This window comes from Streptomyces sp. Mut1, from assembly GCF_030719295.1.
In the GTDB taxonomy this organism is placed as follows: Bacteria; Actinomycetota; Actinomycetes; order Streptomycetales; family Streptomycetaceae; genus Streptomyces; species Streptomyces castrisilvae.
This window is the reverse complement of the sequence record NZ_CP120997.1, coordinates 6,227,533-6,251,217: the sequence shown is the minus strand read 5'-3', so window position 1 is coordinate 6,251,217 and position 23,685 is coordinate 6,227,533. Positions and strand designations below refer to the sequence as shown.

Below are 23,685 nucleotides of genomic sequence, written 5' to 3'. Positions count from 1 at the left end.
TAATATCAAGGGCACACCCCGCTACATCAAATCGGTGTCACGGACGGAATGTATATAGGCCAGACGGATCGATCGCCCAGTACATCCCATCTTCTGCGTAGTAGTCATAATTAGATGTTTCCCACGGGTACTTTTCCTCCCACGTCTCTCCTGTGTTGAAGTCGGGCGCAGCGTGTGACTCCTTGAATAGAAGCTCTCCGCCACAGTTCGACGAGCAGGTGCTCGCCTGACCCGTGGGGTCAGAGAACGTCACCGCATTGTTCTCCGCATAGGAGTACCCGTTAAGCGATTGCGGCTTTGTCAGATTGAGGAGGGGATCCGCCGAGAGGAATCGACCGACCTCTGGATCATATTCCCGCCCTCCTAGGTGAATCAGACCGGTGATCGAAGTGTCATCGATGCCGCCCACAAACCCCTTTGTGCCCGACCACTTACGTAGTTATAAAACAGCAGGAGCCCTACCGAAGTACGTCTCGGCAGGGCTCCCGGCCCGCTACGCGAATGTCACCGTGAAACGGTCGGGCCATCCGATGGACTCATCCTGCGATTGCACACGCAGCAGAAGGTCACGAATCTTCGCGAACTCGGATTCCCCTAGCACTCTCCTACTGAAATCCGCCTCCCTCCAGATTACATCGACGGGACGCTCAACGTCCGTCGACAGCCGATCCCACAAAGCATCCAGGTTGGCCCCATAGTAAGGGCCGAAATCAAGGGCCCTCGAAAGGAACTCGTGCAGATCCGCCTCGGAGCGGATTGCTGCGCCGTCAATTTCGATCCTCATACACCCTCATCTCCAGTTAGGCAACTGATAAAAGCTTTTATTAGTGGTCGCTGGTTACGTAAGCGAGCCCATCGCTCGAATAGACCAACCGCGTCCCCGGTTGCTTAGACCGCTTCATCGTGTTGGTCAGGCCCACGTCGGCCTCATACCAAGTCCGCCCACCAGCACTCGGCAGCCGCCCGTTGGAGTTTTCGTAGATGTTTCCAACGATTTGAGCGCCGGGCAGGTGGTTCCCAAGCTCCTTTCCAGCTTTCCAGCCAAAGGCGCCGGCCGCTTCCTTGGTCACATAATTGTTGGGCAACTTACCCGTAGCGCGGAGACTCTCGATCAATGGATTTGCTGCCTCAGCGGCCGCAAGAGCGCCACCGTATCGAGTACATGTGGAATTATGGACGAGTACCGGCGTAGCACCCGCTAGCACGTAGTAGGCGTGAATACCTGGCCGCGGTCGTCGTAGGTGGTGTCCGTGGTGCCCTGGTCGGGGTCGGTCGTTGAGATCTGCCGGCCGGGCTGGTCGTATGCGTACGTCCAGTGGTTTCCGGCGGGGTCGGTGACCTTGTCCAGTTCGTTGCGCGGTGTGTAGTGGTAGGTGGTGCTGTCGTAGGCGGCGTCAGCGGAACGGCTGTGCAGCTGGCGCAGTTCCGTGGTGTTGCCGCCGTCGGGCCCGGGGGCCTGGGTCCGGCGCTCTCTCAGGAATCCGTCGAGCAATTGGTAGGACGTGATCTGTCCACCGGTGTTGTTGAGCGACTTCGTCGCGATCACAACCGGCTTGTTCTCAACGATCGTGTAGACGTACTCCTGGGTGGGAGTCTGCGTGTTGCGGCGATCAGCAGCCCAGATCTTGGTGGTGCGTCCCAGTGCGTCGTGCGCGTACTCGGTGACGTTGTTGTTCGTGTCGGTCTGCTTGGCAACGGCTCCCCGTGCCGGATCGATGTCCGTGGTGGTGACCTGGGCCGTCGTTGCGTCGGACGCCTTGGCAGGCGGCGTGGTCACCTTCGTCTGCGCGGCGAAGCCGGTCGTGGGGGTGTAGGCGGTCGTGGTGATGCGGCCGTCGCTACGTGCGGTGCGGACAGGGGCTTCGTCGCCGATGACCGTCACGTTGGCGGTCAGGTCGGTCGCGGTCAGCTGGCGGCCGTAGACGTCGAATGTGGCTCCGGCTTCGAGGTACGTCGCCTTCGTGCCGTCGTGGCTCTTCAGCGCTGCCGTGGCTGTTGCGTCGCCCCTTTTGGGCGCCACACCGTAGTCGGCCTTGTCGTAGGCCGAGCGGACATCGGTCAGTACATCCTTGGAACGGTCCACGGGCGCGCTGCAGGACTTCGCGACGGTCTCGACCCGTGTCGGGAGACTGAGGATCGTTGCCGTCGGGTCCTCCGCGAAGGTGGTGCGGGTGCACTGGTCGTCCGCCGCCGTCGAATCGTCACCGAAGTCGTCGCTTTCGATGACTCGGCCGGCGACAAGGTCCTGCTTGAAGGAGGTCGACGTCGTGCGCCACTTCTTGCCTGCACCCTGGTCCAGGGACGTCCAGGTCTTGGTGGAAGCGGTGCCGTTGAAGTTGGAGGTGGCGGTCCCCCAGTCTCTGACCTTCTTCCCCGTCTGGCGGAACCATGGCCGGCTGACGGTCTTGCCCAGAACGTTGCCGCCGGGTTTGTCGAAGGCGACAGTCTTGTAGCCGAACCCAGCGGAAGCGGCATCGGGCGCGGAGACTTCGCCGTTGCTTTCCTAGGGGTCCTAGGTTAAACCTAGAGGTCCTAGGTTTCAGGGCCGTGCCGGGCATTTGATGCCCTGCGCAGCCATGTCCCGGAGTCCCGGCCCGGCCCCGGCCCTGTCCCGTCCCATCCCATCCCGTCCCGTCCCGTCAAGGAGACTCCTCATGAGTGATCCGACCGTCGGCAGCCTGCGGGTGAGCGGCGCGAACCTGCACTACGAAGTGCGCGGCCAGGGGCCGGTCCTGCTGCTGATTCCCGGTGGGACCGGGGGCGCGGCCTCCTTCGACGGCGTCGCCGACGACCTGGCCGCCGCGTACACGGTCGTGACCTACGACCCACGTGGCATGGCGCGCAGCACGCTGGACGACCCCGAAGCCGCGCAGCACGTGGCCGAGCACGCCGACGACGCGTTCCGGATGCTGGAACTCGTGTCGCCCGGTGAGCCCGCCCGCGTGTTCGGCGCCAGTTCGGGCGCCATTGCCGCGCTGCATCTCCTCACCGCGCGTCCCGAACGCCTGACACGCGTCGTGGTGCACGAGCCGCCCGTGGTGGAGGTGCTGCCGGACGCGGCCGAACACCGCGCTCTCCTCGCGCGGGTGCGGGAAACCTTCCATGCCGAAGGGCTCATGCCGGCGATGGCCGTGTTCGCCGCGGGCCTGGCGAAGGGCGGCGACACCGTCGAGCCGAAGGCCGAGCCCGAGGTCCCGCCCCGGGCAGCGGCGCGGGCCGAACAGACGATGGCCGGACTGCCGTACTTCGTCGGGCGGATCGTGCCCGCCTTCATGTCCTACGCCCCGGACATCCGCCGGCTGAAGGAGTCCGCGGACCGGCTCGTGCTCGCCGGCGGGCAGGACTCACCCGGCGAGCTGCCGCACCGTGCGACCGCCGCGCTGGCCGAGCGGCTCGGCACGGAACTCCGGTCCTTCCCCGGTGGGCACATCGGACTGACCACGCATCCCCGCGAGTTCGGCGAAGCCCTGCTGAAGGCGCTGCGGATCTGAGGGGTGAGCGGCGGGCGGGCCGCGCGCAGAATTCGCGCGCCGTTCGTGGGAAGTCTTCCTGGGGAACGGCGCCCCGTTCGGTCCGGGGCGGGAGCGTCGGGCCGGCTTGTCCGTGACGATCTCAGGATGGATTCCGTGACTGCATCGACTGCCCGTCGGCGGCCCCGTGCTCTTGCCCGCATTCTCGTTGCCGCGCCCCTGCTGGCCGCCTGCGGGCTGACCGGTGCGCCGGCGGCGCACGCGGCCGGGGCGGACGACGTGCGCATCAACGAGGTGGTGACCAACGGCGGCGTCAGCGACTCCATCGAGCTGTACAACAAGGGCGGCGCCGCGGTCGACGTCTCGGGATGGGTGCTCAGGGACGACGACAAGGACCACGCGTACAAGATCGCTTCCGGGACCACGCTGGCACCCGGCGGGTTCCGGGCCTTCGATGTCAGCGGCGCGTTTGGGCTGGGCTCCGACGACGAGGCGCGGCTGTATCTCGCGGACGGCAAGACACAGGTCGACGGCTTTTCCTGGAGCAAGCACTCGGGCCCGTCCTGGTCGCGCTGCCCCGACGGCACCGGCACCTTCGAGCAGGCGGGCTCGGTGACCCTCGACGGTCCGAACGCGTGTGGGGGCGGGGGCTCCACGACGCCCGTGGCATGGCCCGGGAGCGGCGACGTGGCCACCGCGGACGGCTCCAACGTGTTCGGCGAGGACCTCAGCGGCCTGTACCAGGAGGGCGATGTGCTGTGGGCGGCGCAGAACAGCGGCAAGCTGTGGCGCCTGGTGCGGGACGGCTCCGGGGGCTGGAAGCCGGACATCGCGAACGGCTGGTCCTCCGGTAGGACGCTGCGCTTCCCCGGCGGTTCCGGCTCCCCCGACAGTGAGGGGGTCACCGCGACCGGCGGCGGGGTCTTCGTCGCCAGCGAGCGCAACGGGGACGCCTCCGGCACCAGCCGCCTGTCGGTACTCAAGTACGACGTCGGCGGATCGGGCTCCTCGCTGACCGCCGCCAAGGAATGGAACCTCACCTCCGACCTGCCCTCGACCGGCTCCAACCTCGGCCTCGAAGCGATCACCTGGGTCCCGGACGCCTCGCTGACCGGCGCCGGCTTCAAGGACGCCTCAACCGGGTCCGCGTACGACCCCTCCCGCTACGGCGCCCACAGCGGCGGGGTGTTCTTCGTCGGCGTCGAGGGCACCGGCATGGTCCACGGCTACGTCCTGGCCGACTCCGGCTCGTACACCCGCGTCGCCTCCTTCAGCAGCGGCATGCCCGGCGTGATGGAACTCCAGTGGGAGCCGCAGGCATCGCGCCTGTGGGCGGTCTGCGACGACACCTGCGACGGCCGGCACACCACCCTGAAGGTCGACACGACCGGCGCCTTCACCACCGTCGCCGCGTACAACCGCCCGACCGGCATGCCCAACTACAACAACGAGGGCTTCGCCCTTGCCGGTGCCGACGAGTGCGTCGCCGGGTCCAAGCCCGTCTACTGGTCCGACGACGCCAACGACGGCGGCCACGCGCTGCGCCGGGGCCGCGTCAGCTGCTGAGTCGAAGCGCCGAGGGCGCCTCTTCGAGCGTTGCCCGGTCAGTGGGCTCGCCCGGACGGTCCCCGGTCCGTGAGGCCGAAGCCGAGCAGGGGGATCTCGTCCGGGTCGACGCCCTCGGGTGACGGGCGGCCCTCCAGGGGGAATCCGAAGAGCGCGCGGAGGGCTTCGTTGCCCAGTTCCAGGGGGTGGAACGGCAATGGGTACGGCTCCTCGTCCCATTCCGGGTCGGTTTCCACGGGCCGCTCGCCCGCCCAGTAGGGCGCCTCGAAGGGGAACGGGTCGCCGATGTTCTCCGCGATGCCGCCGTCCGGCGAGAGGCTCAGGGAGCGGCGGAGGCGGCCCTCCTCCCAGACCGCGAAAGCGAGCCAGTCCGAGACGCTGTGCATCGCGTGCGCGATCACGCGACGGCCCGCGGCCGCCTCCAGAAGGTGAGCCGGAAGCTCCGACGGGCGGTCGAACATCAGGCGCCGGTCGCAGACCAGGTCCACGCCCGGGAAACCGGCCGCGTACGTGATGCCCTCCGGCGGATACGTCGATTCGCCCAGAACGCCGCCCTGCGTCAACTCCGTCCTGCGGCCCGGGAACAGCCGGGCGACCAACTCCGCCGTCCGCTCCGCCTGCGGCTCGCCGGCCGCCTTCAGCGCCGGGACCACGTCTCCGTCCGCGTACGCCAGTAGTGCTGTCTTCGCTCCCATGCACCACACGCTAGTCCCGGCCACTGACAGCCCTGCCGGCCCCGCGGCGTCAGAGCCTGCCGGTCCGTGCGGCAGGGATCTCGTACTCCGCCCACACCGTCTTCCCCGGCGCCCGGTCCCTCGGGTACCAGCCCCAGCGGGAAGCCACCGACTCCACGAGCAGCAGCCCCCGGCCGCCCTCCGCGATCCCCGCTTCGGGGAGCCGTCCCGGACGGGGCGGTACTCGTTCGCCCCGGGTGTCGCTCACCTCGACCCGGGCGATCGGCACCGGCAGGTCCAGGAGGCGCAGCAGGAGGTGGAAGTCGCGGCCCGGTACGTGCCCGTGCCGGGCCGCGTTCGCCGCGAGTTCGGCGGTGAGCAGTACGACCGCCTCGTGCGCCCCCGTCCCGTACGGCAGGCCCCACGCGTCCAGCCGGACCGCCGACAGGCGCCGGGCGAGCCTGGCTCCCCGGGGTGTGGAGGTGAACCGCATGGCGAAGCTGGGGGTGCCCAAGTGGACAGTGTGGCGGGAGGGTTGGGTGGTGCGGCCGGGGGTGTCGATGTTGCTCGTCATGACCACCAGCGTCCTCGCGGTGGCGTAGCGTGACCAGTGGTGACGCACCGACGCGAACCCCTTGTACGCGCGCTGTCGGCACCGGTACGTGGAGCACGGCGCGACAGAGCGAGGCAGGGTGCGATGACGACGGAACAGACGGGGCCCGAGGCGGCGGACGGCACACGGGCGGCGGACAAGGCCGGCCAGGGCGTGGTGACGGCGTTCGGGCAGAGCCTGAAGACGTTGCGGCTGCGGGCGGGCATGGATCGCGAAGAGCTGGGGCGGCGGCTGGGTTACTCGGCGTCGACCATCGCCTCGTTCGAGCAGGGGCGGAGAATTCCCCCGCCGAGGGCCATCGACTGCGCAGACGATGAACTGGGCGCGGACAAGCTGCTGGTGGTCTGGAAGGAGCAGGTGGAAAAGGCGCAGTACCCGGCGTTCTTCCAGGGCATGGCCCAGCTGGAGAAGCAGGCAATCGAACTGCTGGTCTACGACACGCACGTCGTCAACGGCCTGCTCCAGACAGAGGAGTACATGCGGGCACTGCTCGCCATGCGACGTCCGTCTCTGGACCAGGAGACGATCGAGCAGCGCGTGGCCGCCCGGATGGGCCGACAGGACATCTTCGACCGTCGTCCGACGCCGTTGCTGAGTTTCGTGATGGACGAGTCCGTCTTGAGGCACCGGTATGGCGGTCGGGAGGTGATTCGGGGACAGTTGGAGCACCTGCTGCTCCTCGGTCAGCGGGGCAATGTCGAGCTCCAGGTGATGCCGACCGACTGCGAGGACAACGCCGGCGTGAACGGTCCGTTCACCGTCATCACACGCAAGGACGGCAAGAAGTATCTGTACGTCGAGGCGCTGAACACGAGCACCCTGGCGACCGACCCCGCGCAGACGGTCCTCGCAGCCGCCCGCTATGGGATCATCCGTTCACAGGCTCTCAGCCCGCGAGAGTCACTGGCGTTCATCGAGAAGTTGCTGGGAGAACTATGAACAACACCGAACCGCTGGCCTGGTTCAAGAGCAGCTACAGCGGCACTGAGGGCGGCCAGTGCATTGAGGTCGCGGCCGGCTCGGACACCGTGCACGTCCGTGACTCCAAGGTCGCGGCCGGGCCCGTCCTGCGCGTGTCGCAGGACGCCTGGGCCGGGTTCGTCGGGCTCGCCTCGGCGCGGTAGTACAGGCGGCGTTTGTACGCGCGGGAGCCCTGCCGGTCCGAAGCGGACCGGCAGGGCTCCCGTCTGTGGCACGCGGTCCCCGTAGCCCTCCGGTCCCCCGCACCGGAGGGCTACTGGGATTCGCTGAAGCGGAATTCTTGGCGGCTCTGTCCAGCAGACACGTAGCATTCTAGGGACGCCGGGGGTCCGCGACTTTTCCGCTCGTGCAGGGAACTTTGCCAGTGGTGCGCCGGACCGGGGCCCCAGCCGTTGCGCCTCAAGAGCGTGTCCCCCACACTCGTTTCGGACCGTCCATGTCGAGGGGGGCGCGTGGAACGAGGAACCACCGGATGAGCCCGGGGCTTGACACCGCGTTCATACCGTCGCAGGACCGCGAGGAAGTGATCCGGCAAGCGGTCTGGGACTCCGTCGTGGTCGTCGACATCGACCACCATCCTCCGGCCGGGGAGATCCGGGCGCGGATGGACGTCGACTCGGTCGGTCCCCTCAGGGTCTGCTCGGCGCGGTCCACGGAGGTCACGCTCCGGCGGACGGAGCGGCTGGTACGGAAGGACGAGGAGCCGTCGCTCTTCCTCAGTCTCCAGGTGACCGGGACCAGCATGGGCGCGCAGAACGGGCGCGAATGTGTGGTGCGGCCCGGTGAGTTCGCCGTGTTCCGGTCGAACGCTCCCTACACGCTTCTCTTCGACGAAGGGGTCGACCACCACTTTCTGCGCCTGCCCCTCACCGCACTCGCGCTACCCGACCGGTTGCTGAGGGACACCACCACGGTGACGTTCAGCGCCGAGAACCCGCTCGCGCGCCTCGCGTACACGTACTTCTCGCAACTGGCCGACAGCGACGAGTTCCGCCGCAGCCCCCACGCCGACGCCGTCGTGGCTCCCAGCATCGAACTGCTGCGCGCCGTCCTGATCTCCCAGCACGGGGACATGGACACCGGCCTGGCGAAGGAGCCGATGGAGGCGACGCTCGCTCTGCGGATCAGGCACTACGTCCGGGAGCACCTGGCCGAGCCGGATCTGTCGGCGGCGCGGATCGCGGCCGCGCACGACATCTCGGTGAGGCATCTGTACGCCGTGCTGTCCCGGGCGGGGATCAGCCTCGGGGACTGGATTCGTGCGCGGCGGCTCGACGGGTGCAAGCGGGAGCTGGCCGGGCCGGCCGGGAGGTCGCGGACCGTCGCGGCGATCGGGCGGAGCTGGGGGTTCGTGAACGCGACGCACTTCAGCCGGGTCTTCAAGGACGCGTACGGGATGTCGCCCCGGGCCTGGCGCGATCTGAACCACCGCTGACGCCGTCGGTCCGGCTCCCCACGCGCGGGCGCGGGGAGCCGGACCGGATGCGTCAGGCCAGTGTCCAGGCCTGGTTCGCCGTGCCGCCGCAGGTCCAGATCTGGAGCTGGTTGCCGTCGGCGGTGCTCCAGTCCGTGACGTCGAGGCACTTGCCGGAGCCCGCGTTGATCAGGCTGCCGTTGGCGCCGGTCGTCCAGGACTGGGCGCCGGAGCCGTTGCAGTCGTAGAGCTGGACCTTGGCGCCGTCGGCCGTGCCCGCCGCCGTGACGTCGAGGCACTTGCCGAGGGCGCGGAAGGTGTCGCCGGTGCGGGTCCACTGCTGGGCGGTCGTGCCGTTGCAGGTGTAGAGGTCGACCTTGGTGCCGTTGGCGCTGTTGGCACCGGCCACGTCGACGCACTTGTCGCCGTAGCCCCGGATGGTGGTCGTGCCGGCCGGCGGGTCGACGGGGCCGCCGCCGCCCGTGATGGCCTTGAAGGTGTTGGTGAACTGCCAGGTGCTCTGCGGGGTGCCGCTGGAGCCCTGGTTGTCTCGGCCGAGGGACCAGAACGTCAGTTCCTGGATGCCCTTGCTCGCGGCGAAGGCTTCGAGTTCCTGGGCGTCCTGGGTGGTGAAGACCTCGGCGGCGGTGTCGTTGACGCCGATCATCGGGCAGTTGCCCTCCATCGCCCACAGCTCGGCGGAGGACTTGCCGGTCCAGATCTGGCCGAGCTGGGTGTGCAGGCCGTTCGCGGCGCTGATCGCGGCCTGGCCCATGTCCATGGCGGGGCCGTAGTCCATGGTCATGATGTTGACGAGGTTGACGTCGAGGTTGTGGCTCTTGGCGTTCTTCAACAGCGCGATGCCGTTGGACTCCAGGCCGTTCGGGCTGACCGGGAGCGTGTAGTCGACATCGAGCTTCCGGCCCTGGGCCGCGTACTCCTGCTGGAGGTTGGCGAGCGCCTGGTTGCGGCGGTCGTTGGCGGCGGTGTCGTTGAGCGTGCTGCCCTCGATGTCGAGGTCGATGCGGGTCAGGTTGAGCTGGTCGATGACCTTCTTGTACTGGGCCTGCATCGCGGAGACCGTGCCGCAGGAGGCCAGTTCGTTGCCGCTCGCGCCGCCGAAGGAGGCGATGACGTCGCCGCCGGCCGCGCGCAGGCTGTTGATGGCGTTGTTCCAGCCCGCGTCGGTGACCGGGGTGCTGCCGTTGATCGCGGCGTTGCAGGTGCCCTGGCTGACGATGAAGGCGAGCGTGTAGTACTTGTTGCCCGTGGCGTTGTACGCGTTCATCAGGGTGGACGGGCTGTTCCACATCTCCGCGTACGGGGCCGCGTAGTGGGCGGGGAAGCCGGGGCCGGGGTTGGCGGCGGCGGAGGCGGGGGCGGCCGTGGCGACCAGGGTCGCGGCGGCCAGGGGCAGGACGCCGAGCACGGCGGCGAGCCATCTGCTGCGGGATCTGGGCATGAGCGTTCCTCCGTTTACGGGTAGGTGGTGAGGTACGCGACGTTGTTGCTCGGAGTGACCGTCGCCCCGGTGTTGTTGATGATGTGGTTGATGGTGCCCGCGCCCCCGAGGACGACGGTCACCATGTCGTGGAACTTCACGCCGGAGGTCTGCGGGACCTCGAAGGAGTGGTCCTCGACCACCGAGGGGTTGACGTTGAAGTACGCGTAGCTGCCCAGCCCCCACGCTTCGTGGCTGGTGACGGAGTCGCCGACCTTGTAGGCGGGGTAGCCGTTGGTGTTCCCGTTCTTCCAGGCGGCCTGGTTGGGCGGGTCGTAGGGCAGTTCGTTCTGGAAGAAGTAGGTGCGGCCGCCGTTGCCGTTCCAGATGACCTGCGTCTTCTGGTAGTGCTCGACGAACAGGCCGTACGCGGTGACGTTCTGGCCGTTGACGACGAGTCCGGTGTCAGCGGTGTTGGTGTTCCAGCCGACGGTGCCGCCGTTGCCGTGGTCCGCGCGCCAGATCCAGGTGTGGTCGATGATCGTGTCGCTGGTGTTGACGACCAGGGACCGGGTGGCCTTGCCCACGGTGGCGCCGCCGATGCGGAAGAACACGTCGTTGAGCGTGACGGGGTTGGCCGCGTGGCCCGCCGAAGCGCCGTCGGGGCCGATCCGCATCAGGGTCTGGGAGTTGGTCGTGCCGGCGTCGACCAGGACTCCGGCGATCTTGATGCCGTCGACGTCCGCCGTGGTCAGCGCGGTGATGCCGTTGTCGGGGATGAGGGTGGCCAGACCCATGCCGAGGACCACGGTGTCGGGGCGGGTGACGTTGAGCGTCTGGTTGAGGTGGTAGACGCCGGGGGTGATCAGCAGGTTCTTGCCGGCGGCCAGGGCGGCGTTCATGTCGGCCGCGCTCGCGCCGGGCCTGGCGATGTAGAACTGGTCGAGCGGGAGCGAGGAACCCGCCTGGTTCTTGCCGCTCCAGGTGGTCCCCGAGACGTTGGTCTGGGCGGCGGGGACGAACACCTTCCAGTCACCGGCGTCGTCGATGTAGAGGAAGGGCTTCTCGCGGTTGACCGGGGCGGTGGGAACCGTGGTGTAGGTCGGGAAGGACTGGGCGGGGGCGCCCTGGTCGCCGACGAAGACCATGTTCCAGTTGGAGCCGGACCAGGAGCCCATCTGCGTGTTCTTGGTCAGGAACTGCTGCTGGCTGCCCGACTGGATCTGGCCGTCGACCTTCGAGTCGGAGATGAAGCCGCCGCTGGACCAGCCGCCGTCGTCCAGCTTGAGGTTGCCGCGCACATGCATGCGCCGGTACGGGGCCGCCTGCGAGACGGCCCAGCGGTCGCTGCCGCCGTTGGGGGTGACGGACAGGTTCTCCGCGTCCCGCCAGAAGTTCTGCGTGGCGTTGCCCTGGAACCAGTCGGCCTCGGCGTGCACCGCCCCGTTGATGTTCACCGCGTCCGGCGACAGGCCGAGGCCCGCGACCTGGGTGTAGAAGCCGACGTTGACGTCCGCGCTGTACGTACCCGGCTTGAACAGGACGGCGTAGCGCTGGGAGCCGAACTGGTTGGACTCCTGCTGGCTGAAGATGCTGTTCAGCTTGGACTGGATGGAGGACGCCGACATGGACGGGTCGAAGACCACCGTGTTCGGGCCGAGGTCGGGGTCGTCGCCCGCAGGGGGTGTCGTGGGGTCGGTCGGGTCGGTCGCGCCCGAGAAGGCCCACTTCTGGTTGCCGGTGCCGGCGCAGTCCCAGACCTGCAGCCGCGCTCCGTCGGCGTTGCTGTTGTCCTTGATGTCCAGGCACTTGTCCGCGGCGGTGTTGACCAGGTCACCGGCCGCGGTCAGCCGCCATTTCTGGGTGGCGACCGTGTCGTAGCAGGTCCACAGGTGTACGGCCGTGCCGTTGGCGGTGCCGCCCGCGACCAGGTCCAGGCACTTGCCCCGGGCGGTCAGCGAGCCGTCGCTGTTCAGCGTCCAGCTCTGGTTCTGGCTGCCGGGGTAGCACGTCCACATCTGGGCGGGGGTCCCGTCGGCGGTCGAACCGTCGGCGACGTCCAGGCACTTGCCGTTGCCGGTGTTGGTCAGGGCGCCGGGGGTCGCGGCGCCGGCGGTCCCGGTGTCCAGGACGACCAGCGCTCCGGCGGCGGCCAGGGTCGCGCTCAGGGCCATGGCCAGAGGTGCGCTCCGGCGTCTGCGGCGCTGTCGGGGGTGAGGCATGGGCGGGCCTTCCTGAAGAGGGAGCGGCTGACCTGTTCGGCACGGAACGGTGTGCGGGGGTGCGCCGACTGCGTACGGCGTGCGCCGACGCACCTGACGGAGCGAGGCCGGGTGCCCCGGCACGGAGCCGGGACTGACGTGCAAAGCGCGGAGATCGCGGCAGGTGCATGACATGTTTTTGTTACCTGCTTTTTTCAAGCCGTGAAGTTATGACCGCGGCCGTGCCTCCGTCAACCCCTCCGCGCCAAGTGGCCTGTCGCCGCCGGTATCTCCCCTGGTCAGGCCGGAACCAGTACGGGAACGCGCTTACGGCTCCGAAGCGCACGGGTCACGTGCGCGGCGGCCGGGCTTTTCAAATCGGTCATGGCGACCGGTCGTTCAGGCGTGGACGGTGTCCGGACCGGACGGCTCGGAACGCGGCCGGCCGGTGGATGCCCGGACGAGCAGCGGCGTGGCCAGCTCGACGTGCAGGGTGTCGACGGCATGGCCCGCCACCAGGCGCATCAGCAGGGAGACGGCTATGCGCCCCATCTCCTCCAGTGGCTGACGGGCGGTGGTGAGGATCGGGGACGTGCTGCGGCCGAGCTCGCTGTCGTCGAAGCCGGTGACCGACAGGTCCTGCGGTACCCGCAGCCGGCGGTCGAGGGCCGCCCGCAGCGCGCCGGCGGCCGTCTTGTCGTTGAACGCCACGATCGCGGTGGGCGCCGGGGCGAGTTCCAGCAGCGACGACGCGGCGCGATAGCCCATCTCGGCGTTCGGTTCGACGACCGCCCTGACCAGCTCCGGCTCCACGAGGATGCCGATCTCCGCGAGTGCCGAGGTGTGGCCGACCAGCCTGGAGCGGCTGGCGAGCCAGTTGCCGGGGCCCCCGATGAAGCCGATCCGGCGGTGGCCCAGGGCGGTGAGGTGGCCGGTGACGCGGCGCGCGCCGGCCGCGTGCGCGGCCGACACCGACGCGACGTCCTCGGGCAGTTCCTCACGCGGGTCGATCACCACGAGCGGGTAGCGCCGCGCGTGCAGTGCCAGCAGGTCCTCGGTGGAGCTGGGCGGAAGGATCAGGACAGCGCCCGCCATGCCCGCGGGCCCGGGGAGGGAGAGCAGCGACGGGGTCTGCTCCCGCGCGCTCTCCCCCGCCTGGATGACCGCTCGGCGGCCGTGCAGCGCCAGCGTCTCGATGACGGAGGTCACGATGGTGCCGAAGTAGTCGGTCAGCGCGTAGGGGCAGTACACCAGCACGGGAGCATCCGCGGGACCCGGTGACGGCCGGCGCTGGACCGGGACTTCGCCCAGGCGCCGCGCGGCCTGACGGACCATCTCCTGGGTCGCGGGAGCCACGACCGCCCGCCCGTTGATCACGCGGGAGACGGTGGCGATCGACACGCCCGCCTCCTCGGCGATCGCCCGGATCGTGATGCGCGCGCCAGGCCGCCTACCCACCTGTGACAGAGCTCCGCTTCATGCCCGGAAACTCTATAGCAGCAGGCAGAAGAGGCCACGGGGCGAGTTCGGCGCGGGCTCCTGACGTGTTTGCCGCAGTCCGGTGCCGGGCTTCCGCCCGGTGGGCGGGGCCGGGGACCGGCACAGTGGCGCCCCGGCAGTTCAGGCTTCACCTTCTGTAGACGGGTCCGCAGTGGCCGAAACACGGTCGCGGTCGCGGCCTGCCCTTGAAATCGCAGGTCGGAGCGGGAAAGTGAAGCGTGGGACAGGCGGTCCGGTTTTCCGCCAGGAAGGTTTCCTGACAGAAACCTTGACGTGATGTCGTGTACACGCGCAGACTCCGGTCTGCCCGACCGAAGCATGCCGCGTTTGACGCGCGACATGACGTCATGTGAACCGGCGAGGGACAGCGCGCCCCAGCAGTGGAACCGCGAGAGGAAGGACAACTGCCTTGTTGACACCTCATCCGGGGACAGCCGCACGTCCCGGGCACCGGGGACGCGCACTGCTGCTCCGGCTGCTCGCACTGGCAGCGGTCGTGCTCGGCCTGCAGGCGGCCCCGGCCCACACCGCCCGTGCCGCCGACGACTTCCACGTGCTGGCCTTCTACGACGGCACCTACGACGCCGCGCACATCAACTTCGACCACGAGGCGAACACCTGGTTCGCGCAGCAGGGAGCCACCCACGGCTTCACCTACACCGCCACCACCGACTGGAACCGGCTCAACAGCGCCGAGCCGGCCCAGTACCAAGTGGTCATGTTCCTCGACAACTATCCGCACACCGCGTCCCAGCGTTCCGCGTTCCAGGCGTACATGCGGAACGGTGGCGGGTTCGTCGGCTTCCACGTCTCGGCGTTCAACACGGACACCAGCGACTGGCCCTGGTACCACAACACCTTCCTCGGCACCGGCGCCTTCCGGTCCAACACCTGGGGCCCCACGCAGGAGACACTGCGCGTCGAGGACGCCGGCCATCCGGCGACGGCCGGGCTGCCGGGCACCCTCACCTCGTCGGTCAGCGAGTGGTACAGCTGGCAGAACGATCTGCGGGACAACCCCGCGATCGACGTCCTCGCGTCGATGGACCCCTCGACGTTCCCGATCGGTACCGATCCCAACCAGACCTGGTACAGCGGCTACTTCCCGATCGTGTGGACGAACCGCGACTACCGGATGGTGTACAACAACTTCGGCCACAACGCGATGGACTACGCGACGGACACCGCGCTGTCCTCCACCTTCGCCAGCACCCAGCAGAACCGGCTCCTGCTCCAGGAGATCGTCTGGGCGGCCGGCCGGAGCGGACCGGTCACCCCGCCGCAGGGCGACCCCACCGGCCGGATCACGGGATACGGCGGCAAGTGCGTGGACGTGGCGGGTTCGAGTTCCGCCAACGGCACGGCGGTGCAGCTCTACGACTGCAACGGGTCCGATGCCCAGCGGTGGGCGGTCGGCTCCGACGGCACGGTCGAGGCACTGGGCAAGTGCCTCGATGTGACCGGGGCGGGGATCACGGACGGCACCAAGGTTCAGTTGTACGACTGCAACGGGTCCGGAGCGCAGGTCTGGCAGCACCGGAGCGACGGTGCGCTGGTCAACCCCGCTTCCGGCAAGTGCCTGGACGCCACCGGCCCCAGCTCGGCCAACGGCACCCGCCTCCAGATCTGGACCTGCTACGACGGCGACAACCAGCGGTGGACCCTTCCGGCCTGACCCACGCGGTACCGCCGCCGCACCGCCCCCGGCCCGCGCGCTCGCCGGCCGAGGGCGGTGCGGCGCCGGTACCGGGTCCGTCCGGGTGGCCCCTTCCGCTGGAAGGGGCAACGTCACGTGTCGCCCGCCGGGCCCCGCGCGGCGGGTGGCCAGGATGCCCGTATGAGACCCATGCCCAAGCGCTTCGCAGCGCTGCGTTCACGCGCCCGTGCCTCCGGTGCGGCCTGCGCCGTCCTGGCCACCGTCGTACCCGCCTTCACCCTCGGCATCGGTGTGGCGCCGGCCGCCGCCGCGCCGCTGCCGGGCGGCCTGGGTCCGTGTGTGCCGGGTAACTGTCCCGACCCGTTCCCGGGGATCAACAACGGACCTCTCGCGGGCCGGGACAACGGGATCAACATCTTCGTCGGCGACGACTTCCTCGTGCGCGGCCGGGCCGCCGAGGCCGAGGGCCGGGTCGTGGTGCTCGACGACTTCGACCAGGACAAGGACCCGGAAGCGGGCCAGACGTACAACCTGGGCATCGTCGGTGTCGGGTCGCGCGTCCCGCCGCCCAACGGCGCGGACTTCCTGACCACGGGCGGGAACGTCACGATCGCGCCGGGGGAAACCCTGGACACGACCGGCGGCATCGTCGGCGAACAGGGCGTCGTGCGCCACGCGGGTACGCAGAGCGGGACCGTCTCCGGGACGCTCGTCCAGGACCCGGAGGCCGTGGCGCCCTACGCGGGGCTGCGCGACCAGCTCACGGAGGCCAGCCAGTGCTACGCACGGCCCGATGGCACGCTGAGGACGCCGACGGGCACCGCCGTGAACCAGGGCACGCAGACGCTCTTCACGGGTGACGGGACGTCCTCGTTGCAGGTCTTCAACGTCGACTTCGACATGACCGGCCCCACCGGCGGCCAGCAGGGAGTCGTCTTCGAGGACATCCCCGCCGACGCGACGATCCTCGTCAACGTCATCGGGGCGGACCGCACGATCAACACGTACAGCGGGGGCATCGACGACGCCACCGACCCGCTGAACGCCTACCGCGAGCGGCTTCTGTGGAACTTCCCGGACGCCACCACCGTGGACCTGTCGGGGACCGGCCAGTTCCAGGGCAGCTTCCTGATGGGTGAGCAGTCCTCGATGACCACCGTGACCCTTCCGGGGGTCAACGGCAGGTTCTTCACCACCGGCTCGGTGACGCACACCAGCGCCGCGGCCGGGGGCGGCGGTCAGGAGTTCCACGCGTACCCGTTCGACGGAGACCTCCCGGAGTGCGGTGGGCCGCAGCCCGTGACCGGTGAGGTCCGCGTACTCAAGTCCGACGCCGAGACCGGCGAACCCCTCGCCGGAGCCGACTTCGAGCTGTGGCGCGAGACCAACAACATGCCCGGCCTCCAGACCACCGGCACCGTCCCCGACACCCTCGTCACCACCTGCACCACCCCCACCACCGGCATCTGCACCGCGACAACCAACCCCGGCACCTACTACTGGCGCGAAACCGAAGCCCCCGACGGCTACGACCTCCCCGACCCCGCCGTCTTCGGCCCCCTCACCCTCACCGAGGACAACGCCGACACCGGCGTCCAGACCGAAGCGCTCAACACCCAGGCCCCCGTGACGCCCACGACGGGTTCGCTGACGCTGGACAAGACGGACGCGAAGAACGGGCGGCCGCTGGCCGGGGCCGTCTTCGAGCTGTGGCGCGAGAGCAACGACGTGCCGGGGCTCCAGACGACCGGGGCGGACCCGGACACGCTCACCGACGCCGGATGCTCCACCGACGGCGCGGGGCAGTGCACCTTCGACGATCTTCCGCTCGGTGAGTACTACCTGCGCGAGATCGCCGTCCCCGAGGGCTACGTCCTGCCGGCGAACCCCGTATCGGGGCCGTTCGAGGTGACGGAGGCCAACAGCTCGGAGGGCGTCACCGTCGAGCTGTCCAACAAGCGCGGCGAGCCGTGCAAGGGGAAGGACTGCAAGGACGGCACGCACAAGTCCGCGCACGCCTGATCCGGTCACCCGCCCGGCTGCCCATCAATGGGCGGCCGGGCGGGTGCGCTGATTGGCTGGCAGCACTTCGGTTCCCGATCCGCCAGGAGGTCCGGCAGTGCGTACCCCCAGCCTCACCGGTGCCGTGGCCGCAGCAGCGGCCACGGCACTGCTGTGCACCGCGGCCCCCTCGGCCGCCGCCCCCGTGCGCGACACCGCGTGCACCGCGCCGGCCGGCCCCTACCAGCGGCAGCTGGAGCAGCACCTCGGCCTGCCCGTGGACGGCCGCCAGTCCGACGCCGACTGCCGGGCCATCCGCGCCTTCCAGACCGCACACGGCCGGCCGCACGCCGACGGGCTCGCCGACCTCGGCACGTACCGCACCGTGCTCGTGGTCGAGGCGACGCCCGACCCGAACGCCGCGGGCCGCTGCCCCGTCGAGTCCTCGCGGGTGACCTGCGTCGACATGGACCGCCAGCTGCTGTGGGTACAGAAGGGGAAGAAGGTCGTCTTCGGACCCGTGCCCACCCGCACCGGCCGCGACGCGCAGGAGACGCGGCCGGGCCGGCACACCATCTACTGGCGCGACCGCGACCACGTCTCCACGATCTACGACGACGCCCCCATGCCGTACTCCCAGTTCTTCGACGGCGGGCAGGCGCTGCACGGGCACCCGGGTGACCTGTACGACGGCGGGGGCTCGGCCGGCTGCGTCAACCTCACCGTGGACGACGCGGCGAAGCTGTGGGACCTGCTCGCCCTGGACGACGTCGTCTATGTATGGGGTGTGAAGCCCGGCACCGCCGACTGACGCCGGCCGGTCAGTCCTCGCCCTCCAGGTTCCCTTCCGTCTCCAGGAACACCTGGCGCAGCGCTTCGAGCACCGCCGGGTCCGGCTTGGCCCACATCCCGCGCGACTCCGCTTCGAGCAGGCGTTCCGCGATGCCGTGCAGGGCCCAGGGGTTGGCCTGTTCGAGGAAGGCGCGGTTGGTGGGGTCCAGGACGTACGCCTCGGTGAGCTTGTCGTACATCCAGTCCGCGACCACGCCCGTCGTGGCGTCGTAGCCGAAGAGGTAATCGACGGTGGCGGCGAGCTCGAAGGCGCCCTTGTAGCCGTGGCGGCGCATCGCCTCGATCCACTTGGGGTTGACGACGCGGGCGCGGAAGACCCGGGAGGTCTCCTCGGTCAGGGTGCGGGTGCGGACGGTCTCGGGGCGGGTCGAGTCCCCGATGTACGCCTCCGGGGCCTTGCCCTTGAGCGCGCGGACCGTGGCGACCATGCCGCCGTGGTACTGGAAGTAGTCGTCGGAGTCCGCGATGTCGTGCTCGCGGGTGTCGGTGTTCTTCGCCGCGACCGCGATCCGCTTGTACGCCGTCTCCATCTCCTCCCGGGCCGGGCAGCCGTCGAGGTCGCGGCCGTAGGCGTAGCCGCCCCACGTCGTGTAGACCTCGGCGAGGTCGGCGTCGGTGCGCCAGTCGCGGGAGTCGATGAGCTGGAGCAGGCCCGCGCCGTACGTGCCGGGGCGGGAGCCGAAGATACGGGTGGTGGCGCGGCGTTCGTCGCCGTGCTCGGCCAGGTCGGCCTGGGTGTGCGCCCGTACGTGGTTGATCTCGGCGGGCTCGTCCAGCGAGGCGGCCAGCCGGACCGCGTCGTCGAGCAGGCCGATGGTGTGCGGGAAGGCGTCGCGGAAGAAGCCGCTGATGCGCAGGGTGACGTCGATGCGCGGCCGGCCCAGTTCCTCGGCGGGGATCGGCTCCAGGCCGGTGACGCGGCGGGAGGCGTCGTCCCAGACGGGGCGGACCCCGAGCAGGGCGAACGCCTCGGCGACGTCGTCGCCCGCGGTGCGCATGGCGCTCGTACCCCACAGGGACAGGCCCACGGAGACCGGCCACTCGCCGTTGTCGGTGCGGTAGCGCTCCAGGAGGGAGTCGGCCAGGGCCTGGCCGGTCTCCCAGGCGAGGCGGGAGGGGACGGCCTTGGGGTCGACGGAGTAGAAGTTGCGGCCGGTCGGCAGGACGTTGACCAGGCCGCGCAGCGGGGAGCCGGAGGGGCCCGCGGGGACGAAGCCGCCGTTCAGGGCGTGGACGCAGTGGTCCAGCTCGTCGGTGGTCCCGGCCAGGCGGGGGACGACCTCGCGGGCGGCGAAGTCCAGGATCGCGGCCACGTCCGGGGGCAGGTCGTGCAGGAGTGTGCCGGTCGTCCGCTCGGGGCCCTGCCCCGGGCCCGGCTGCTCGATCGCCGCGGGGGCTTGGAGGGCGGACGGGTTCCAGTCCGCGTCCTCCATCGCCTGGACCAGGGCGCGGGCCTGTTCCTCGACGGCGTCGGCGTCGGTGCGGGTCGCCGCCGACTCGTCCAGGCCGAGCGCCTCGCGCAGGCCGGGCAGGGAGGCCGTGCCGCCCCAGATCTGACGGGCCCGCAGGATCGCGAGGACCAGGTTGACGCGGGCGGGGCCGGTGGGGGCGCCGCCCAGGACGTGCAGGCCGTCGCGGATCTGGACGTCCTTGATCTCACAGAGCCAGCCGTCGAGATGCATGATGAAGTCGTCGAAGCCCTCGTCCTCGGGGCGTCCCTCGATGCCCAGGTCGTGGTCGAGCTTCGCGGCCTGGATCAGGGTCCAGATCTGGGCGCGGATCGCCGGCAGCTTCGCCGGGTCCATCGCGGCGATCTGGGCGTGCTCGTCCAGGAGCTGTTCGAGCCGGGCGATGTCGCCGTAGCTGTCGGCGCGGGCCATCGGCGGCACCAGGTGGTCCACGAGCGTGGCGTGCACCCGGCGCTTGGCCTGGGTGCCCTCCCCCGGGTCGTTGACCAGGAACGGGTAGACGAGCGGGAGGTCGCCGAGCGCCGCGTCGGGGCCGCAGGCGGCGGACAGGCCGGCGTTCTTGCCGGGCAGCCACTCCAGGTTGCCGTGCTTGCCGAGGTGGATCATCGCGTCGGCGCCGAAGCCGTTGTCCTCGGCGCGGGCGGCGATCCAGCGGTAGGCGGCCAGGTAGTGGTGGGACGGCGGCAGATCCGGGTCGTGGTAGATCGCGATCGGGTTCTCGCCGAAGCCGCGCGGCGGCTGGATCAGGATGAGCAGATTGCCCCGGCGCAGGGCGGCCAGGACGATGTCGCCCTCCGGGTTGCGCGAGCGGTCCACGAACATCTCGCCGGGGGCCGGGCCCCAGTGCTCCTCGACGGCCTCGCGGAGTCCGGCCGGGAGCGTGGCGAACCAGCGGCGGTAGTCGGCGGCGGGGATACGGACCGGGTTGCGTGCCAACTGCTCCTCGGTGAGCCATTCCTGGTCGTGGCCGCCCGCCTCGATCAGGGCGTAGATCAGCTCGTCGCCGTCGCCCGACGCGAGGCCGGGGACCTCCTCGTCACCGAAGTCGTAGCCCTCGTCGCGCAGCCTGCGCAGCAGGGCGACCGCGCTCGCGGGGGTGTCGAGCCCGACGGCGTTGCCGATCCGGGAGTGCTTGGTGGGGTACGCGGACAGGACGAGGGCGAGGCGCTTGTCGGCGTTCGGGATGTGGCGCAGCCGGGCGTGGCGCACGGCGATCCCGGCGACGCGGGACGCCCGCTCGTCGTCGGCGACGTAGGCGGGCAGGCCGTCCTCGTCGATCTCCTTGAAGGAGAACGGGACGGTGATCAGGCGCCCGTCGAACTCGGGGACGGCGATCTGGCTCGCGGCGTCCAGCGGTGAGACGCCCTCGTCGTTGCCCTCCCAGTCGGCGTGGGAGCTGGTGAGGCAGAGCGCCTGGAGGATCGGGACGTCGAGGGCGGTGAGGGCGCCCGCGTCCCAGGACTCGTCGTCGCCGCCGGCCGATGCCTCGGCGGGCCGGGTGCCGCCCGCCGCGAGGACGGTGGTCACGATCGCGTCGGCGTCCCGCAGGGCGTCGACGAGTTCGGGCTCGGGGGCGCGCAGCGAGGCGACGTACAGCGGCAGGGCGCGGGCGCCCTCGGCCTCCACGGCCCGGCACAGGGTCTCGATGAACGCGGTGTTGCCGCTCATGTGGTGGGCGCGGTAGTAGAGCACCGCGACGGTGGGGGCGCCGTCGCCGGTCGCGCGGGGGGTGCGCTCCAGCGGGCCCCAGGAGGGTGCGGCGGCGGGGGGTTCGAAGCCGTGGCCGGTGAGCAGGACGGTGTCGGAGAGGAAGCGGGCGAGCTGCTCCAGGTTGGCGGGGCCGCCGTGGGCGAGGTAGGCGTGGGCCTCGGCGGCGATCCCGATGGGGACGGTGGAGGCGGCCATCAGCTGGGCGTCGGGGGCCTGTTCCCCGGTGAGGACCACGACGGGGCGTCCGGCGGCGAGGACTTGGTCGAGGCCGTCCTGCCAGGCGCGGACACCGCCGAGGAGGCGTACGACGACGAGGTCGGCGCCGTCCAGCAGCTCGGGGAGGTCCTGCATCGGCAGCCGGGAGGGGTTGGCGTACCGGTAGCTGACCGGTCCTTGGGAGGCGCGGGCGCTGAGCAGGTCGGTGTCGGACGTCGACAGGAGCAGGATCATGCGGCGTCTGGCCTTCCTCGGGGTGTCCACGCCCCGGGCGGTGTCGAGAGCTCCCCTGCCCGGCGCGCGTGCCGGGTGTGCGGGGAAGGGAGTTCCTGACTCGCTCGGCCGGGTGGGACCAAGCTCACAGTGGCGGGACCGCGCCGGAATCTCACCGGGCTTCCTCCCCTGTCGCCGTCTGTGGCGACGACAGGCCGGATGGCCTGTCGCTAGGCATAGTAAGGGCCCGTCGCCGACGATGGGTCATACGGATCGGATGAGATGGTCGGTATGCTCGCCGCCATGCCGCCCCCAGCCACCCTGCCCGCACAGTCCCCAGGCGCCGTGTCCCGGGCCCGTGGCGACGCCTGCCCCGGTGCCCTGCGGCTCCACGGGGCGGACGACGGGGCCCTGGCACGGGTCCGGGTGCCCGGTGGCGTGCTGAGCGCGGACCAGGCGGACGGGCTGTGTGAGTTGGCCGGCCGGCTGGGCGATGGTGAGGTGCATCTCACTTCGCGCGGCAATGTGCAGCTGCGCGGTCTGGGCGCGGAGTGCGGGGGCGAACTGGCCTCCCGGATGAGCGAAATGGGCCTTTTGCCCTCCGAACGGCATGAGCGGGTCCGCAATGTGGTGGCCTCCGCGCTGTCCGGGCTCGACGGACGCGGCGAGCGCGAGGTGCGTACGTGGCTGTCCGCGCTGGACGCTTCGGTGTGCGCGAGCGAGGAGGCGGCCGGTCTGTCGGGCCGGTTCCTGTTCGCGCTGGACGACGGGCGCGGCGATGTGGACGCGCTGGGCGCCGATGTGACGCTGCGGGCGCGGGGCGGCGGGGAGGCGGATCTGCGGATCGGCGCCCTGGAGACCGTCGCCCGGATTCCGGCGGACGAAGCACCCGGGGCGGCTCTGCTCGCCGCGAAGGTGTTCCTGGAGGCGGCGGCCGGCTGTGGTGCGTGGCGGGTGGCGGATCTGCCCGGCGGCGCGGAACCGCTGTTCGACGCGGTGGTACGGCGGTTGCGCGCGGCCGGGCTGCCCGTCGCCCGCGCGGTCCTGCCGGTGCCGGCCGGTGCTCCCCCGGCCCTCGGTGTGGTGACCGGACCCGGCGCCACGGACGCGCTCTCGGTCGGGCTGCCGCTCGGGCGGGCCGACGCGGCGCGGTGGCGGACGCTGACGGACGTCGCCCGGCGGCACGGAGACGGCGAACTGCGGCTCACCCCGTGGCGCGGCGTCGTCGTGCCCGGCGTCGGGCGGGGGCGGGCCGGTGAACTGCTCGACGCGCTGGGCGCCGCCGGCCTCGTCACCGGGGACCGCTCGCCGTGGACCGGGGTGGGCGCGTGCATCGGGCGGCCCGGGTGCGCGAAGTCCCTGGCCGATGTGCGGGGCGACGCGGCGGTGGCGGTGGACGCCCGGGGGCCCGTGCCGGCCGGACCCGCCCTGCCGGTGTACTGGTCGGGGTGCGAGCGGCGGTGCGGTCACCCGCGGGGTGCCTGGGTCGATGTCGTCGCGGGACCGGACGGCTACCGGGTCTCCGTCGTACGGGACGGCCGGCGCGACGCGCCTCCCTGTGTCACCGACGACCCGTCCACGCTCGCCACCGCCGTATCGACGGCCCGCACCCCCGGCACCTGACAGGCCCCTCCCGCCCGGCTCCCGCCCGACCCGACTGTTTCCTGCCCGATTTCAGCCCGTTTCCCCGCCCGATTTCCCCGCCCG

General features: G+C 70.4%; 19 protein-coding genes and 1 riboswitch. Of the genes, 9 read left to right on the top strand and 10 right to left on the bottom strand.

All coding sequences use genetic code 11. From position 1 onward, the window contains the following. Positions 1 to 37: 37 nt before the first annotated feature. From P8A18_RS27230 to P8A18_RS27220, 4 genes are all read right to left on the bottom strand, one after another. Positions 38 to 409, bottom strand: coding sequence for an RHS repeat-associated core domain-containing protein (locus tag P8A18_RS27230; RefSeq protein WP_306058611.1), 372 nt, complete (start codon positions 407 to 409; stop codon positions 38 to 40). Between the two features lie 84 nt (positions 410 to 493). Then, on the bottom strand, positions 494 to 784 hold the full coding sequence (locus P8A18_RS27225) for a barstar family protein (RefSeq protein ID WP_306058609.1): 291 nt from the start codon (positions 782 to 784) through the stop codon (positions 494 to 496). A gap of 40 nt (positions 785 to 824) precedes the next feature. Then, on the bottom strand, positions 825 to 1,205 hold the full coding sequence (locus P8A18_RS34370; RefSeq protein WP_371933719.1) for a ribonuclease domain-containing protein: 381 nt from the start codon (positions 1,203 to 1,205) through the stop codon (positions 825 to 827). After that, on the bottom strand, positions 1,199 to 2,083 hold the full coding sequence (locus P8A18_RS27220; RefSeq protein ID WP_306058607.1) for a hypothetical protein: 885 nt from the start codon (positions 2,081 to 2,083) through the stop codon (positions 1,199 to 1,201). Before P8A18_RS27220 ends, P8A18_RS34370 begins: the two co-directional genes overlap by 7 nt. A gap of 571 nt (positions 2,084 to 2,654) precedes the next feature. Here P8A18_RS27220 and P8A18_RS27215 point away from each other — a divergent pair. Both P8A18_RS27215 and P8A18_RS27210 read left to right on the top strand, forming a co-directional pair. Then, positions 2,655 to 3,491, top strand: a complete 837-nt coding sequence (locus P8A18_RS27215; protein WP_306058605.1) for an alpha/beta fold hydrolase — start codon at positions 2,655 to 2,657, stop codon at positions 3,489 to 3,491. 135 nt (positions 3,492 to 3,626) lie between these two features. After that, complete coding sequence (locus P8A18_RS27210) at positions 3,627 to 5,036, top strand: lamin tail domain-containing protein (RefSeq protein WP_306058604.1); 1,410 nt, start codon at positions 3,627 to 3,629, stop codon at positions 5,034 to 5,036. Between the two features lie 38 nt (positions 5,037 to 5,074). On the opposite strand, the gene P8A18_RS27205 is transcribed toward P8A18_RS27210, so the two are convergent. Beyond that, positions 5,075 to 5,731 (bottom strand): DUF6928 family protein, encoded by a 657-nt coding sequence (locus P8A18_RS27205; protein WP_306058602.1) that lies wholly within the window; start codon positions 5,729 to 5,731, stop codon positions 5,075 to 5,077. 49 nt (positions 5,732 to 5,780) lie between these two features. Continuing rightward, complete coding sequence (locus tag P8A18_RS27200) at positions 5,781 to 6,284, bottom strand: ATP-binding protein (protein ID WP_306058600.1); 504 nt, start codon at positions 6,282 to 6,284, stop codon at positions 5,781 to 5,783. Between the two features lie 123 nt (positions 6,285 to 6,407). On the opposite strand from P8A18_RS27200, the gene P8A18_RS27195 reads away from it, so the two are divergent. The 3 genes from P8A18_RS27195 to P8A18_RS27185 all read left to right on the top strand — a co-directional run bounded on the left by P8A18_RS27195 (position 6,408) and on the right by P8A18_RS27185 (position 8,739). After that, a complete protein-coding gene (locus P8A18_RS27195; protein ID WP_306058598.1) occupies positions 6,408 to 7,262 on the top strand; it encodes a helix-turn-helix domain-containing protein in 855 nt (284 codons plus the stop codon). Next, a complete protein-coding gene (locus P8A18_RS27190; RefSeq protein ID WP_306058596.1) occupies positions 7,259 to 7,447 on the top strand; it encodes a DUF397 domain-containing protein in 189 nt (62 codons plus the stop codon). Before P8A18_RS27195 ends, P8A18_RS27190 begins: the two co-directional genes overlap by 4 nt. A gap of 329 nt (positions 7,448 to 7,776) precedes the next feature. Beyond that, the gene (locus tag P8A18_RS27185) at positions 7,777 to 8,739 is read left to right on the top strand and encodes an AraC-like ligand-binding domain-containing protein (protein ID WP_306058594.1); all 963 of its coding nucleotides are present in this window, start codon (positions 7,777 to 7,779) and stop codon (positions 8,737 to 8,739) included. Positions 8,740 to 8,791: 52 nt separating this feature from the next. Here P8A18_RS27185 and P8A18_RS27180 read toward each other — a convergent pair whose 3' ends face one another. The 3 genes from P8A18_RS27180 to P8A18_RS27170 form a co-directional block, all read right to left on the bottom strand. After that, on the bottom strand, positions 8,792 to 10,180 hold the full coding sequence (locus tag P8A18_RS27180) for a ricin-type beta-trefoil lectin domain protein (RefSeq protein ID WP_306058593.1): 1,389 nt from the start codon (positions 10,178 to 10,180) through the stop codon (positions 8,792 to 8,794). Between the two features lie 14 nt (positions 10,181 to 10,194). Continuing rightward, a complete protein-coding gene (locus P8A18_RS27175) occupies positions 10,195 to 12,381 on the bottom strand; it encodes a pectate lyase-like domain-containing protein (protein WP_511101555.1) in 2,187 nt (728 codons plus the stop codon). 378 nt (positions 12,382 to 12,759) lie between these two features. Next, positions 12,760 to 13,818: a LacI family DNA-binding transcriptional regulator gene (locus tag P8A18_RS27170; RefSeq protein ID WP_306058591.1), complete on the bottom strand. Its 1,059-nt coding sequence runs from the start codon at positions 13,816 to 13,818 to the stop codon at positions 12,760 to 12,762. Between the two features lie 454 nt (positions 13,819 to 14,272). Here P8A18_RS27170 and P8A18_RS27165 point away from each other — a divergent pair, with 454 nt between their 5' ends. The 3 genes from P8A18_RS27165 (at position 14,273) to P8A18_RS27155 (ending at position 18,329) form a co-directional block, all read left to right on the top strand. After that, complete coding sequence (locus tag P8A18_RS27165) at positions 14,273 to 15,535, top strand: ThuA domain-containing protein (RefSeq protein ID WP_306061165.1); 1,263 nt, start codon at positions 14,273 to 14,275, stop codon at positions 15,533 to 15,535. Between the two features lie 162 nt (positions 15,536 to 15,697). After that, the gene (locus P8A18_RS27160) at positions 15,698 to 17,539 is read left to right on the top strand and encodes a choice-of-anchor A family protein (protein ID WP_306058589.1); all 1,842 of its coding nucleotides are present in this window, start codon (positions 15,698 to 15,700) and stop codon (positions 17,537 to 17,539) included. A gap of 97 nt (positions 17,540 to 17,636) precedes the next feature. Further along, on the top strand, positions 17,637 to 18,329 hold the full coding sequence (locus tag P8A18_RS27155) for a L,D-transpeptidase (protein ID WP_306058587.1): 693 nt from the start codon (positions 17,637 to 17,639) through the stop codon (positions 18,327 to 18,329). A 10-nt stretch (positions 18,330 to 18,339) separates the two neighbouring features. On the opposite strand, the gene cobN is transcribed toward P8A18_RS27155, so the two are convergent. Beyond that, positions 18,340 to 21,999 carry a cobaltochelatase subunit CobN gene (gene cobN, locus P8A18_RS27150; RefSeq protein ID WP_306058585.1) on the bottom strand — a complete coding sequence of 1,220 codons (3,660 nt, stop codon included), beginning with the start codon at positions 21,997 to 21,999 and terminating at the stop codon, positions 18,340 to 18,342. Positions 22,000 to 22,088: 89 nt separating this feature from the next. Further along, positions 22,089 to 22,189: riboswitch (cobalamin riboswitch) on the bottom strand. A gap of 80 nt (positions 22,190 to 22,269) precedes the next feature. Here cobN and cobG point away from each other — a divergent pair. Continuing rightward, positions 22,270 to 23,601, top strand: a complete 1,332-nt coding sequence (gene cobG / locus P8A18_RS27145; RefSeq protein ID WP_306061163.1) for a precorrin-3B synthase — start codon at positions 22,270 to 22,272, stop codon at positions 23,599 to 23,601. Positions 23,602 to 23,685 lie beyond the last annotated feature (84 nt).